The organism is Arthrobacter sp. ov118 (genome assembly GCF_900116495.1).
In the GTDB taxonomy this organism is placed as follows: domain Bacteria; phylum Actinomycetota; class Actinomycetes; order Actinomycetales; family Micrococcaceae; genus Arthrobacter.
On the sequence record NZ_FPAY01000002.1, the window covers coordinates 406,618 to 420,817 of the forward strand.

General features: G+C 67.8%; 13 protein-coding genes. 9 read left to right on the forward strand and 4 right to left on the reverse strand.

The features are described from left to right. From pyrF to BM372_RS07305, 7 genes are all read left to right on the forward strand, one after another. A complete protein-coding gene (gene pyrF / locus BM372_RS07275) occupies nucleotides 1-861 on the forward strand; it encodes an orotidine-5'-phosphate decarboxylase (protein ID WP_371261709.1) in 861 nt (286 codons plus the stop codon). A 176-nt stretch (nucleotides 862-1,037) separates the two neighbouring features. Next, the gene (gene mihF / locus BM372_RS20985; protein ID WP_090953617.1) at nucleotides 1,038-1,355 is read left to right on the forward strand and encodes an integration host factor, actinobacterial type; all 318 of its coding nucleotides are present in this window, start codon (nucleotides 1,038-1,040) and stop codon (nucleotides 1,353-1,355) included. Between the two features lie 41 nt (nucleotides 1,356-1,396). Further along, complete coding sequence (gene gmk, locus BM372_RS20990; protein ID WP_090953619.1) at nucleotides 1,397-1,969, forward strand: guanylate kinase; 573 nt, start codon at nucleotides 1,397-1,399, stop codon at nucleotides 1,967-1,969. Between the two features lie 39 nt (nucleotides 1,970-2,008). After that, nucleotides 2,009-2,269: a DNA-directed RNA polymerase subunit omega gene (rpoZ, locus tag BM372_RS07290; RefSeq protein ID WP_090581074.1), complete on the forward strand. Its 261-nt coding sequence runs from the start codon at nucleotides 2,009-2,011 to the stop codon at nucleotides 2,267-2,269. A 52-nt stretch (nucleotides 2,270-2,321) separates the two neighbouring features. Beyond that, the gene (locus tag BM372_RS07295) at nucleotides 2,322-3,629 is read left to right on the forward strand and encodes a bifunctional phosphopantothenoylcysteine decarboxylase/phosphopantothenate synthase (RefSeq protein WP_090953621.1); all 1,308 of its coding nucleotides are present in this window, start codon (nucleotides 2,322-2,324) and stop codon (nucleotides 3,627-3,629) included. Between the two features lie 78 nt (nucleotides 3,630-3,707). After that, on the forward strand, nucleotides 3,708-4,943 hold the full coding sequence (gene metK / locus BM372_RS07300; protein WP_090953624.1) for a methionine adenosyltransferase: 1,236 nt from the start codon (nucleotides 3,708-3,710) through the stop codon (nucleotides 4,941-4,943). Between the two features lie 213 nt (nucleotides 4,944-5,156). Next, nucleotides 5,157-7,346 (forward strand): primosomal protein N', encoded by a 2,190-nt coding sequence (locus BM372_RS07305; protein WP_090953626.1) that lies wholly within the window; start codon nucleotides 5,157-5,159, stop codon nucleotides 7,344-7,346. A gap of 18 nt (nucleotides 7,347-7,364) precedes the next feature. Here the strand turns inward: BM372_RS07305 and BM372_RS07310 are convergent, their stop codons facing one another. The 4 genes from BM372_RS07310 to BM372_RS07325 all read right to left on the reverse strand — a co-directional run bounded on the left by BM372_RS07310 (nucleotide 7,365) and on the right by BM372_RS07325 (nucleotide 11,313). Continuing rightward, nucleotides 7,365-8,465, reverse strand: coding sequence for a glycosyltransferase family 4 protein (locus tag BM372_RS07310; RefSeq protein ID WP_090953628.1), 1,101 nt, complete (start codon nucleotides 8,463-8,465; stop codon nucleotides 7,365-7,367). After that, nucleotides 8,462-9,388, reverse strand: a complete 927-nt coding sequence (locus BM372_RS07315; RefSeq protein WP_090953630.1) for an alpha/beta fold hydrolase — start codon at nucleotides 9,386-9,388, stop codon at nucleotides 8,462-8,464. The genes BM372_RS07310 and BM372_RS07315 overlap by 4 nt, the downstream gene beginning before the upstream one ends. Before the next feature lie 11 nt (nucleotides 9,389-9,399). Beyond that, nucleotides 9,400-10,269, reverse strand: a complete 870-nt coding sequence (locus BM372_RS07320) for an aldo/keto reductase (RefSeq protein WP_090953632.1) — start codon at nucleotides 10,267-10,269, stop codon at nucleotides 9,400-9,402. Nucleotides 10,270-10,350: 81 nt separating this feature from the next. Beyond that, the gene (locus BM372_RS07325; RefSeq protein WP_090953634.1) at nucleotides 10,351-11,313 is read right to left on the reverse strand and encodes a sugar-binding transcriptional regulator; all 963 of its coding nucleotides are present in this window, start codon (nucleotides 11,311-11,313) and stop codon (nucleotides 10,351-10,353) included. Between the two features lie 125 nt (nucleotides 11,314-11,438). Between BM372_RS07325 and BM372_RS07330 the strand changes: the two genes are divergently transcribed. Together BM372_RS07330 and BM372_RS07335 are read left to right on the forward strand one after the other, a co-directional pair. Continuing rightward, the gene (locus BM372_RS07330) at nucleotides 11,439-13,268 is read left to right on the forward strand and encodes a glycerol-3-phosphate dehydrogenase/oxidase (RefSeq protein ID WP_090953637.1); all 1,830 of its coding nucleotides are present in this window, start codon (nucleotides 11,439-11,441) and stop codon (nucleotides 13,266-13,268) included. Between the two features lie 156 nt (nucleotides 13,269-13,424). Then, nucleotides 13,425-14,177: an MIP/aquaporin family protein gene (locus tag BM372_RS07335; RefSeq protein ID WP_090953639.1), complete on the forward strand. Its 753-nt coding sequence runs from the start codon at nucleotides 13,425-13,427 to the stop codon at nucleotides 14,175-14,177. Nucleotides 14,178-14,200 lie beyond the last annotated feature (23 nt).

Below are 14,200 nucleotides of genomic sequence, written 5' to 3' on the forward strand. Positions count from 1 at the left end.
GTGGCTGGCGGGGACGAGACGGCCCGCCGGGAGTCCTTCGGCTCCCGGCTGGGCCGGGCCATGGCGGACCGTGGCCCGCTGTGTGTCGGCATCGATCCGCACCCGGCGCTGCTGCAGCGCTGGGGCCTGGCGGACGACGCCGCCGGACTGGAACGCTTTTCGCTGACGGTGCTGGAGGCCGTGGCCTCGCTCGCTGCCGCGGTCAAGCCGCAAGTGGCGCTTTACGAGCGGCACGGTTCTGCAGGCATCGCGGTGCTCGAGCGCATCTTGGCCGCCGCGGCGGAGTCCTCGGTGTTGACCATCGCGGACGCCAAACGCGGCGACATCGGATCCACCATGGCGGCGTACGCCGACGCCTGGCTGCGGGACGGCTCCGCCCTGGCCGCCGATTCAGTGACGCTGAGCCCCTACCTGGGCTTTGAGTCGCTGCGGCCGGCCCTTGACCTTGCGGCAGAAGCCGGGCGCGGCGTGTTCGTCCTGGCCCTGACCTCCAACCCGGAAGGCGCCTCGGTCCAACATGTCGGCGGGGCGGACTCCGTGGCGCGGCGGATCACGACGGCGGCGGCAGCGGAGAACAGCCGCTATGGCGGTTCCCTCGGTTCCGTGGGCCTCGTGGTCGGCGCGACGGTGGGCTCCGCGCTCACCGAGCTGGAGCTGGACCTGGCGGCAGTTCGCGGTCCCATCCTTGCCCCGGGCCTGGGCGCCCAGGGGGCTACTGCAGCGGACCTGCGGCGCACTTTCGGTGCGGCGTACCCCCAGGTCCTGGGCACGTCCAGCCGGGACATCCTCAGCGCCGGACCCGAGCCGAAGGCCCTTCAGGACGCGGCACGGCGCACGCTCGACGAACTCCTCTCGGCCTAGCAGTACACCCGGCTCCGGCGCCAGCCGCCCCGGGACCGCATCAGCGGCCCGGGGCGGCAGGCTCTTGCCGGGCTCTTGCCTGGCCGGGCAGATTTCCATTGATTTCTGCCGCCGCCAGAAGGTAGGTTCAGGGCAAGGGCACGGGTGCCCCGTCCGGCCATGCAGGGAGGACTTCAATGACTTTGAGACCCCTCACTCCGCAGGAGCGTTCCGACGCCCTCCACAAGGCCGCCGCCGCACGGGCTACCAGGGCCGAGGCCAAGGAGCGCCTCAAGACGGGTGAGCTGACCATCGCCAAGGTCATCAGTTCCGCGGAGACCGACGACGCCATAGCCCGCATGAGGATCGTGGAGCTACTCGAAGCCCTCCCGGGAATCGGCAGGGTCCGCGCGGCAGCCATCATGGACCAGCTCGGCATCGCACAGTCGAGGCGGGTCCGCGGCCTGGGAATCCACCAGCGCCGGGCGCTGGTAGATTTTGTTGACGACAAATAGTTCGGTCCGCCGAGCTGCCCCTCCACCGCCCAAAGGAATATGTGAGCAAGAAACCGGGACTGACAGTCCTCGCCGGTCCGACGGCTGTTGGTAAAGGCACCGTGTCCACTTACATCCGGGACAACTACCCCGAAGTCTGGCTTTCCGTCTCAGCCACCACCCGTGCCCCGCGGCCCGGTGAGATCGATGGGGTGCACTACTACTTCAAGTCGAAGGAAGAGTTTGAGTCCCTGGTGGCCGCCGGCGAACTCCTGGAATGGGCCGTGGTGCACGGGCAAAACACCTACGGGACGCTGAAGAGCACCGTGAACCAGGCCATAGCCGAGGGCCGCTCGGTGCTGCTGGAGATCGATTTGCAGGGCGCCCGCCAGGTCAAGCAGGCCGTTCCGGACGCGCAGTTCGTCTTCCTGGCCCCGCCGAGTTGGGAAGAATTGGTGCGTCGGCTGGTGGGCCGTGGCACGGAATCAGCCGAGGAACAGCAGCGACGGCTGGAAACCGGTAAAGTAGAACTTGCCGCTGAGCCGGAGTTCGATCACACTGTCATCAATGATGACGTTCGACGCGCAGCGGACGAGCTTGTTTCACTCATGGGGCTCACCCCGCACCCGCACTAGCCGCCGGGTCGGATCGGCCCGTTAGAATTTGGAGAATTCGTGTCCACGAACCTTGAAGGCATCATCAACCCGCCGATCGACGAGCTGCTGAAGGCCGCCGACTCGAAGTACGGACTGGTGATTTTCGGTGCCAAGCGCGCACGCCAGATCAACGCGTACTACGCCCAGCTGCACGAGGGCCTGTTCGAGTACGTCGGTCCGCTGGTTGACACCAAGCTGAACGAGAAGTCCCTCTCGATCGCCCTGCGCGAGATCAACGAAGGCAAGCTCGTTTCCACGCCGATCGAAGCCGCAGAGTAAATTTCCCTGCGGAAAGAGCAAAGTAAACAGGCTGCTGGGTGACGGAGATCACGTGCGCATAGTCCTCGGAGTCGGGGGAGGGATTGCCGCCTACAAGGTGGCGTCGCTCCTCCGGCTTTTTACTGAAGCCGGCCATGACGTCACGGTCATTCCCACCGAGGCGGCCACCCGCTTCGTCGGCGTAGCCACCTGGGAGGCCCTGTCCGGGCACCCGGTCAGCAACAGCGTGTTCGACGCCGTCGACACCGTCAACCATGTCCGCCTTGGCCACCAAGCGGAACTGATCGTCGTGGCCCCGGCCACCGCCGACCTCCTGGCCCGGGCAGCCACGGGGCAGGCCGATGACCTGCTCACCAACACCCTGCTGATGGCCGGCGACTGCCCCGTGCTGATGGCGCCGGCCATGCACACCGAAATGTGGCAGCACCCGGCCACCCAAGCCAACGTCGAATCCCTGCGCAGCCGGGGCGTCACTGTCCTGGAGCCCGCGAGCGGGCGGCTGACCGGCGCCGACTCCGGTCCCGGCCGGCTGCCTGAGCCCGAGGCGATTTTCACCGCCGCCATGGCTCTCGCCGGTGCATCCGCCGCCCCGGCCGGCCGGCCTGCTGGTCCGGGCAGCCAGCCCCGCCCGAACACCGAAGATGCCGCCGCCGGACCGTCCGCGGCCCGGCCGTTGGCCGGCCTCACCGTCACCGTCAGCGCCGGAGGCACCCGGGAACCGCTGGACCCCGTTCGGTTCCTCGGCAACCGCTCCTCCGGCAAACAGGGCGCAGCCCTGGCCGCGGCCGCCCGCGACGCCGGCGCCCGGGTGCGGCTGCTGGCCGCGCACATGGAGGTCCCCGCGCCCGACGGCGTCGAACTCATCCAGGTCGAGACCGCCCTGGAGCTGCGGAAGGCGGCGCTGCACGCGGCCGCCGATTCCGACGTCGTCATCATGGCCGCCGCCGTCGCGGACTTCCGCCCGGCGGACGTCTCCGACACCAAGATCAAGAAGCGCGACGACGTCGCGGACCCGGTAATCAGCCTCGTGCGCAACCCCGACATCCTGCGGGAACTCGTCGAGGTCCGCGACGCCGCGGCCCGGAACCAGCTGATCGTCGGTTTTGCCGCAGAAACCGGCGACGCCGGCGGTGACGTTCTGGAGTACGCCAGGGCCAAGCTGCGCCGGAAGGCCTGCGACCTGCTAGTGGTCAACCAGGTGGGCCGGGACAAAGTCTTCGGCGAAGACACGAACTCCGTGGTCATCCTTTCCCGCGCCGGCGCCGAACCCCAAGAGGCGTCGGGTTCCAAATCCGACGTCGCGGCTGCAGTGATCGACCGGATCAGCGCAGAGCTGGCCCGGGTTGTGCCGCCGGTCTAAGCCCGGCGTAACGAAGGTCTCCTTAGCATGGGGACACACGCCGCCGGACGTCCGTTTTCCAACCAGTAAGGTAGTTGAGTGACTTTACCGCTGCACATCCCTGACTTCCACGGGTCCACGCCCGCCGCACTCCGGCTGTTCACGTCCGAGTCGGTGACCGAAGGGCACCCCGACAAGATCTGCGACCAGATCAGCGATGCGATCCTCGACGCCCTGCTGGACAAAGACCCGGAGTCCCGGGTGGCCGTGGAGACGCTGGCCACCACCGGGCTGGTGCACGTGGCCGGCGAGGTCACCACCGACGCCTACGTCGAAATCCCGCAGATTGTCCGCGAGACCATCCTGGGCATCGGATACGACTCTTCGGCCAACGGCTTTGACGGCGCGCGGTGCGGGGTCTCGGTATCCATCGGCCAGCAGTCCAACGACATCGCCGGTGGCGTGTTCAACTCACTCGAGGCCCGTGAAGGCCGTCAGGAAGACGACTACGACCTTCAGGGCGCCGGCGACCAGGGGCTCATGTTCGGCTACGCCAGCGACGAGACGCCGTCCTACATGCCCGTGCCGATCTGGCTCGCGCACCGGCTCTCCGAGCGCCTGACGGAGGTCCGCAAGAACGGTGAACTCTCGTACCTGCGCCCGGACGGCAAAACCCAGGTCACGGTGGGCTACGACGGCGACCGCCCGGTCTCGGTTGAGACGGTGGTCATCTCCAGCCAGCACGCCGAAGGCGCCAGCCTTGAGCAGCTCCGTGCCGACCTCGCCACGCACGTGGTGGAGCCGGTGATGGCGTTGTCCAACCTGGACATCTCGCGGACCCGCAACATCCTCAACCCTGCGGGTGCCTTCGTCATTGGCGGACCCGTGGGTGATGCCGGCCTCACCGGCCGCAAGATCATTGTCGACACCTACGGCGGCATGGCCCGCCACGGCGGCGGCGCATTCTCGGGCAAGGACCCGTCGAAGGTGGACCGTTCGGCCGCCTACGCCATGCGCTGGGTCGCCAAGAACGTGGTGGCGGCAGGTCTGGCCAAGCGCGCCGAAATCCAGATCGCGTACGCGATTGGTCAGGCCCGCCCGGTGGGCACCTACGTGGAGACGTTCGGAACTGAAACCGTGGACCCGGCGCGGATCAGCGCGGCGATCGCCGAGATTTTTGACCTGCGCCCGCGGGCCATCATCGACGCGCTCGACCTCAAGCGCCCGATCTACGCGAAGACCGCAGCCCACGGCCACTTCGGCCGCGACGAACCGGATTTCACCTGGGAACGCCTGGACCGGGTGGACGAGCTGAAGGCGTTCTTCAACGCCTAAAGCCACGACCGCACTGGCGGCCATGCTTGTGGTGTCAGTGCTTGTGGTGTCAGTGCCAATATCGTCAGTGCTAGTTTTGTCAGTGCCCTGTGATCTGCTGTAGCCAGGCCGCCTTCCCGGTGGCCTGGCTACAGCTTTTAGAGACACAGCTTTTAGACGCAGCTTTAGAGACACGGTATTCAATTGAAGCGATCCGGAGGGGAGGTGTCAGCAGTGAGTTCCCATGCTGCCGGGCGAGCGTCCGGCGAGCCCCAGCAGCTCTCCCTGCTGCAGGGTTTTCCGGCCTCCACAGCAGCCAGAAGTGCGCAGGCACCCGGACCCGCCCTGGCCGCGGACCTGCCGGTGGCCAGCGTCCTGATCGAATCGTCCCTGCCGCACCTCGACCGGCCTTTTGATTACAGTGTGCCCGCCGCCCTCGACGCCGCGGCCCGGCCCGGCGTCCGGGTCAAGGTCAAGTTCAACGGCCAGGAGCTCCCGGGATACCTTCTGGACCGCACGGACGTGTCCGACGCCGGCCACCCGCTCGTGCCGCTGCACAAAGTCGTCTCGCCCGTCCCGGTCCTGACCCCCGCGGTGGCCGAACTTGCCCGCCGGGTTGCCGCGCGCTACGCCGGAACCGTCAGTGACGTCCTGCGGGTCGCCGTGCCGCCGCGCATGGCCAGGCTCGAAAAGGAATTCGCTCCGGATGGCTTGCTCGACCCCGGGCTGTTTGGCGCCGAAACTGCTGCGGTGCTTCGGGCGCCCGGTACGGCCAGCGCATGGTCCGCATACCGCAACGGTCCCGCGTTCCTGTCGCACCTCGGGGCGGGGGAGTCCCCGCGGGCCGTCCTGACTGCCCTGCAGGGGTACGGGCCCGGCGGCTGGCCGCGGATGGTCGCCGAAGCCGTGGCGGCGGCGCGGCTTTCGGGCCGCGGCGCCGTCGTGGTGGTGCCCGACTACCGGGACCTGGACCGCGTGGAGTCCGCCCTTCTGGAACTCCTCCCGCCCGGCGACGTCGCCCGGCTCACCGCGGACGACGGGCAGACGCCTCGCTACCGCAGTTTCCTGCGCCTGCTCAGCGGCGCCGCCGGGGTAGCGGTGGGCACCCGGTCCGCGGCCTACGCACCCGTGCGGAACCTCGGCCTCGTGGTCTGCTGGGACGACGGCGACGACCTCCACATCGAACAACGTTCCCCGTATGCGCACTCCCGCGAAGTCCTTCTGCTCCGCGCAGGGCAGGAAGGCGCCGGGTGCCTGCTTGCGGCGCACGCTCGCAGCACCGAAACGGAACGCCTGGTCGGCTCGGGCTGGGCGCGGCCCGTGGAGGCGGAACGGAGCGTCGTCCGACGGACCGTGGCGCGGGTGCTGAACACGGCCGACAGCTTTGAACTGGAGCGTGACCCGCTGGCCCGCATTGCCCGCCTGCCGGGCGCCGCCTGGCGGGCCGCCAAGGAAGGGCTGGAACGGGGGCCCGTCCTGGTCCAGGTGGCCCGGGCCGGCTACGCCCCCTCGTTGGTATGTGAGACCTGCCGGGAACCGGCGCGCTGTACGGCCTGCAGCGGACCGCTGGCCATCGCGGGCCCAAGCGCCGGTCCAGGCGCCAGCCCAGGCTCCGGTGCCGCCGTCCCGCAGTGCCGCTGGTGTTCGTCCCCGGCCCCGGCGTGGCGCTGCGGCACATGCAACGGGGTCCGGCTCCGGCGTGGCGCCACCGGTGCCCTGCGCACGGCGGAGGAGCTGGGCCGTGCCTTCCCGGGCAAGCCGGTGATCACCTCGTCCGGTGACCAGGTCAAGGCCACTGTTTCGGATTCGAAGGCGCTGGTGGTTGCCACGGTCGGGGCTGAGCCGGTGGCTCCGGGCGGCTACGCCGCAGCCCTGCTGCTTGACGGCGACTCGTTGCTGCGCCGGGAAAACCTCCGGGCGGGGGAGGACGCCGTCCGGCGCTGGTTCAACGCCGCGGCCCTGGTGCGGCCGGCACCGGACGGCGGCCTCGTGGTCATTACCGCCGACGACGCCGCAGGAGTCGGTGCTCTGCTGCGCTGGGATCCTGCCGGCTACGCCGGCCGTGAACTGGCCTTGCGCCAGGAGCTGCAGCTTCCGCCTGCCGTGCGCGTCGCTTCCATCACCGGCGGCCGGACCGCCGTCGGGCACTTTACCGAGGCCGTGCAACAGCACCTGACGGCCCAGGGAACCGTCGTTCGGGTGGCCGGGCCCGCGCCGCTGGTGCTGTCTGCGGCCGGAGCCGGCCGCAGTGTTCGGACTGCAGGGCCTCGGGAGTACGGCGAGGACGTCCGGACGCTGCTGTTCATCCCCTACGCCCAGGCCGCCGACGTCACCGCGGCCCTGCGGGCCGTCAAAGCGGCGGCCGCAGCCAAACGCAGCGATGACCCGGTACAACTGCGCCTGGACGGAGTGGACGTCCTCTAGCGCCGCCGCGGCGGTGCCTTAGCCTTTGCGCCGGCTGCCTTTAGGCCGGTTGCGGATCGCCACGGCCTCTTCGGCGACCTCCACGAGCCGGCGCGCGGACCCGTCCCAGCTGAAGTCGGCGGCCCGCTCCAGTGAGCGACGTGCACGGGCCTGCCACACGGCCGGGTCCTCGAGCTTGCGCACCGCCTCGGCAAACTCTGACGGCGAGTCCGGGTGCACATAGCTGACGGCGTCGTCGCCCACCTCCCGGAAAATGGGGATGTCGCTGGCGATCACCGGCGTGCCGTGCGACATGGCCTCGACGAGGGGCAATCCGTAGCCCTCGGCGCGGGACAGGCTGATCAGGGCAGTGGTGCGGGCCAGCAGGGCCTCGTATTCGGCGTCAGTCACGCCGTTGTGGAAGACAATGTTTGCCCCCGCCGGAGCCAGGGCCTCGAGTTCGGCCCGGCGCTCCGCTGTGATGCGGCTCAGCAGGTGCAAGGTCATGTCCGGCAGATCCGCCATGCCGAGGATCATTGTTTCCACGTTTTTGTAGGGCATGAAGGAGCCCATGTAGAGCAGCGTCTTGTCCGCGCCTGCCTCGGGGTTCCGCGGGGTGTGGCCATGCTGGGGGGCGTTGCCCACAATCCGCACGGGACGCCGGGTGAGCCGGTATTTCGCCATCAGGGCCTCGGTGGTGGAGCTGATGGTGGCGACGATGTCCGCCCGGTTCAGGAGGAGCCGCTGCGGCCAGAAGGCCTTGTGGTAAAGGCGCCACAGAACCCGGACCGGGGCCGGGAGGAAACCGGGAGGGGCGGGGTGCTCGTAGTAGATGAGGTCGTGAAGGGTCAGCACCAGTGCGTACTTGCGGCCCCAGCTGCCCATCGTCTGCATGGGGCAGACCACCACGTCCGCGCCAAGCCGGTTGACCCTGGCAGCGACAAAGAGTTCTGCCGGGGACAGCGGGCTGTTGATCAAGGTGTAGGGAACGTCCGGCAGGAGCGCGAGCTGCCGGGGATCGCTGATCAGCATCGAGACGTCAGCGATCTTGGCCGCCGCCGCGATCAGGCTGGCGCCGTAACGGCTGATGCCGTCGTGGTGGTCCAGCCGGGTGAAGCGGGCATCAATGAGAATCTTCACGCGGCGTGGTCCTTCAGGAAGCGTCGGATGTAGCGGGCGGCGGGTTCGGGGGTTTCGTAGTGGATCAGGTGTCCGACGCCGGGAATGACCTCCAGTGTCCCGTCCGGCAGGAGCCCGGCGAGTTTGTGCTGGTCCGCCAGCAAGGCGATCTCGTCTTTCTCACCCGCGATCAGCAGCACGGGCAGCGTCAGCTGGCCTGCCACCTCGGAGACGTTGCTGCCCACCGAGGCCTTGAACGCCTGGAGCAGGCTGTCCCGGTCCGCGAAGGCGGAGAAGTAGGCGCTGTGCTGCGCATGCACGAACCGGCGGAGCTCCTTGTCCCTGGTCTTGGCCATGGCCACGCTCATCACCCGCACGATCGCCTGGCTGCGCAGCAGGGCCAGCCCGACCCGCTGGGGCAGTCGCGCCGCGGCCTCGTAGTAGAACACCGCGAGCTTGGTCATCATGCCTTTGGGCCCTTCAAGGGCCGGCGCCGCGATGGGATTGACCAGGATCAGCTCGGCGACGGCGCCGGGGTTGGCCGCCACGAAGTGGCTGGCCACGATCGAACCGAACGAGTGCCCCAGCAGGACCGTGTCCGGGCCCAGGCCCAGCGCGGCCATAAATCCGCGGACAAACCCGCCGTACGCGTCCACGCTGTGCTCCGTGCCCTCAAAGGCCGCCGAAGCCCCGAAGCCCGGCAGGTCCGGCATGATCAGGCGCATGTCCGTCAGTTGGTCGGCAACGCGGAGCAGTCCGTGGTGGTCGCCGCGGAAGCCGTGCACCACCAGGATGGTGCGGGTCTCGGCCGTGACCCGGACGGGTTCGTAGACCCAGTAGGCAACGGCCGCGCCGCCAACCGCCACGGACGCCGCGCGGGTGCGGGCGGCGAGCCCGGTGCTGAGCAGGGGCGCGCGTGAGGCCCCGGTATCCACTTGTTCCATGCGTTCGAATCCTAGTTAACGTTGTCGGGGTGGGAGCCGGTGCGGAAGCCGCGCTCAAGGGCGGCGATCTCCGTCATGTCCAGCGGGGAGAGCTCAAAATCAAAGACGTCGTGGTTTTCACGAATCCGCCCGGAAGAGCTGGCCTTGGGGATGGCGATGTTGCCCAGCTGCAGGTGCCAGCGGAGGATCACCTGCGCCGGTGTTCGGTCGTGTTCGGCAGCGAGGGCCAGGAGCACCGGGTCCTTCAGGACCTGGCCACGGCCCAACGGGCTCCACGCCTCCGTGCGGATGCCCAGAACATCGTGCTTTTCGCGCAGCTCATCCTGCTGCAGCCAGGGATGCAGTTCGATCTGGTTGACAGCGGGCACCACTTCCGCGGTATCCAGGAGCCGGTCCAGGTGCTGCGGCTGGAAGTTGGAGACGCCGATTGCACGGACTTTGCCCTCGCGGTAGAGCGTCTCCAGGGCGCGGTACGTTTCCGTGAACAGGCCACGCCGGGCGCACGGCCAGTGGATCAGGTAAAGGTCGATGTATTCCAGGCCCAGGTTGGACATTGAGGTGTCAAACGCCCGCATCGTGGCGTCGTAGCCGTGGTCGTCATTCCAGACCTTGGTGGTGACGAATAGGTCCTGCCGCGACACATAGGGCGCGATTTCCCCAGGCTCCCCGCCGGTGCCTTCAAATCCGGCAAGGGCGCCGATGCCCTTGCCGACGCCGGTCTCATTCTCGTACATCGCGGCGGTGTCGAAGTGGCGGTAGCCGGCCTCGATCGCCATGGTCACCAGATTCGCGGCGTCCGCAGGAGGCACCTTGTAGAGTCCGAATCCCAGCCGGTCGATCATCACGCCGTTGTTCAGGGTCAGCCGGGGAGAGATTCTCATGACACTGACTTTACCCACTGGCGCTCCCCAGTGCCGGACGGCGGTTGGCGGTGCCGCGGGTCGGCCGGCGTTTGCCGCGGCTCAGCCCAGGCCGTCGTACCGGACCAGCCTCCGGGCGCTGGCCTCGTCGAGGATCAGGTCGGTGGCCAGTCCTGCCGCGAGCGCCCCGCGGAGCCCGTTGATCTTGGAGGCGCCGGACACCACGCAGATGCGGCGCCGCACCTGACGGAGCTGGGCGAGGTCCGGGCCGGTGGAGCGCTCATTGAGCGTGATGCCATCGGAGGACCCGTCCGCGCGGAAGAACACCGTCGCGACGTCACCCACCACATCGGAATTCGCCAGGACGTTCAAGTCGTCTTCATCGAGGTAGCCACCGGCATAGACGTGGCTGGGGTAGTCGGCGTCGACCGATCCGACCCCAAAGATGGCGATGCTCATCCGGGACTGCAGGGCGAGGATGCGTTGAACACTGCGCTCATTCCACATGGCGGTTTTGGTCGGGGCGTGGTCGAAGAACGCCGGCACGGGGAACTGTTCGACCCGTGCCCCGTAGGCACTACCGAACCGGCGCATGATGTCCGAGGCGTACGTGATGCCGGTGGTCTGCATGTTTCCGGCACCGTTGAGCTGGACGATCACGCTGTCATGGGTGATCTTGCGAGTCAGGTGCCGGCTCACGGCGCTCAGGGTCGAGCCCCAGGCCACACCGATGATGGCATTGGAGTCCACCAGCGGCCCGATCGTCCGGGCGGCCTGCATGGCCACGCGGTCCAGTGTTTCCGCCTCATTGAGGGTGTCCACCACCGGCACCACGTGCACATCCACCTTGTACTCGGCCCGGATCATGCTTTCAAGTTCGGGTCCGGTATCCAGCGGGCTGCGGATTTGGATCTGCACCAGGCCGGAATCACGCGCCGCCGAAAGCAGCCGGGAAACAGTGGACCGGGACGTGCGGAGCTCACGTGCGATGGCATCCATCGTCAGGTCCTGAAGGTAATACAACTGGGCCGCGCGGAGGGCCTCGGACTGGCGCGAAGGCATCATTAAATTTCCCGTCTGCACGTTTGTGCATAGTGCTTGACTCCATTTTCCATTATTCCAAACAATAGAGTTGAAACGTTGCCGCGCCTTCGGGCGTGCCAGCACGACAAACACCCAAGGGAGCAATTTTGGGACAGAGAGACTCAGCCCGTAAACCGGCCAGTGATCGCGCTTCGGTGCTGAAGCTGCGCACACGCCGGCACGCCCAGGTTCTGATCGTCGGGGGCGGCATCAACGGGGTGGGCACGTTCCGGGACCTCGCCCTCCAGGGCGTCGACGTCGCGCTTGTGGAGCGCGGCGATTACTGCCAGGGCGCCAGCGGGGCTTCCTCCCACATGATCCACGGCGGCATCCGGTACCTGGAAAACGGCGAGTTCCGCCTCGTCCGGGAGTCCGTGGTCGAACGCAACAGGCTCCTGCGGATCGCGCCGCACTACGTCAAGCCGCTGCAGACCACCATCCCGATCTTCAGCACGTTCTCCGGCGTCCTGGCCGCCCCGGTCCGTTTCCTGACCCACAAGCAGGGCAAGCACACGGAACGCGGGGCGTTCCTGATCAAGCTGGGCCTGGGCATGTACGACTTCTTTTCCCGCGACGGCGGCACGGTCCCTCGGCACCAGTTCCTCGGACGCAAGCGGGCGTTGGCCGAACTGCCCCGCCTGCACCCGGGGATCAAGTACGCGGCCACCTATTTCGACGCCTCCGTCCATAATCCTGAGCGGCTCACCCTCGATGTGCTCCAGGACGGCGAAAAGGCCGGCGCTGGCGGGGCGGACAGCCACCGGGCCCGGGCAAGCAACTATGTTTCCCTCGTTTCAGCCGCTCCCGGCGGAGAAACCGCCAGCAGCACCGGCACCGCCGGCACAAGTGCTGGAACCACGGCCGGAACTACTGTCCAGCTGCGCGACGAGCTGACCGGCGAGGTGTTCGACTTCACCGCCGACGTCATCGTGAACACCACCGGCGCTTGGGTCGACCTGACCAACGGGGCCATGGGGGCGGCGTCGTCGTTCATGGGCGGAACGAAGGGTTCGCACATTGTGCTGGACCACCCGGAGCTGCTGGCGGCGTGCGGGGGCCGTGAAATCTTCTTCGAGCACACCGACGGCCGGATTGTGCTGATTTATCCGATGGGGGACCGCGTCCTGGTCGGCACCACCGACGTCGACGCCGACATGGGTGAGGACGCCGTCTGCACCGAGGCCGAAATCGACTACTTCTTTGACCTGATCGGCCATGTGTTCCCGGACATCACGGTGCGACGGGAACAGATCGTCTACACGTTCTCCGGTGTGCGCCCGCTTCCGAAGCATGACGCCACGCAGCCGGGCTTTGTCAGCCGGGACTACCGGATCGAACGCCGCGCCGCGGCCGGCGGGGCCGTGCTGAGCCTGGTGGGCGGCAAATGGACCACGTTCCGTGCCCTCGCCGAGCACCTGAGCAACGACGTCCTGGCCGAGCTCGGCAGAGAACGGAAGCTTTCGACGGCGAAGCTGGCCATCGGCGGCGGCGCCGGCTTACCGGAGAGCGAAGACGGAGTCCAGCGCTGGATCAAGGCCCACATGTCCGCCGGCCGCGACGCGGCCCGGGTCACCGGGCTGCTGACCCGTTACGGGACCCGCGCCGAGGAAGTCATCCGCTTCCTGGACGGCGCAGTCGTGGACGGCGCAGTGACCGCCGAGCCGGACCGGCTCCTGCACTCCACGCGCGAGCTGAGCACCCGGGAACTGGGGTACATGGCGGCGCATGAGCAGATCGGGCACCTCGTGGACGTGCTCATCCGCCGCACGTCTCTGGCCTTTCGGGGCCTCGTGACCGGGGAACTGCTCAACGAAGTTACCGACGTCCTTTCCGGCCCTCTCGGCTGGGATGCGGCACGCCGGGCCACGGAAATCAGCCACGCGCAGGAGGTGCTTAAGCGGTTCCACGGTGTCCGGGTCCACAGCCTGGTCGCCTGATACAACTTGCGTGCCCGGGACGGGAGGTCCGGGTGCAAGCACTGCGCGGTCCGCCCCGGCGGCCGGCGCAGTGGCTGGCCGGCAGCACGAAAGTGCCGCAGGCCCCCCGGCCCCTAAACTCGCGGAGGCCGACAACAGAAAATGGAGGAGTCAAAGATGTCTCTTGGAATAGTTTTCTTGTCCGAAGTATTCGGCACCGCAATGCTGACCCTGCTGGGTTGCGGTGTGGTGGCCAACGTTGCGCTTAAAGGCACCAAGGGCAACAACGGCGGGTTCCTGATGGTGACCTGGGGATGGGGCATCGCCGTCTTCTCCGGTGTCTATGTTGCCGCCATCTCGGGTGCGCACCTGAACCCGGCCGTGACTTTTGGCCTGCTTGTCAACGGCAAGAGGTTGTACGCTCCCGGCGTTCCGGTCGACTTCGCCTCGACCCTGACCTACTTCGGCGGTGAACTGACCGGTGCCTTCCTGGGCGCCGTCGTCATGTGGCTCGCCCACAAGCAGCACTTTGATCTCGAGCCCGAGCCTGCCAGCAAGCTGGCCGTGTTCTCCACCGGCCCCGCGATCCGCTCCAACCAATGGAACCTGATCACCGAAATCGTCGGCACCTTTGTCCTCGTGTTCGTCATCCTGACCTTCGGCGGGACGCCTTCGGGACTCGGCCCGCTGTCCGTGGCGCTGCTCGTGGTCGGCATCGGTGTTTCGCTCGGCGGCCCCACCGGATACGCCATCAACCCCGCCCGTGACCTTGGCCCCCGCATCGCGCACGCCTTGCTTCCCATCAAGGGCAAGGGCTCCAGCGACTGGAGCTACTCCTGGATCCCGGTTGTCGGCCCCCTCATCGGCGGCGGAATCGGCGGCCTCATGGCAGCAGTTGTGCCGATCATCGTCCCTGTACTCCCTCAGTAACCGCCAATTAAACTGCCACGCCA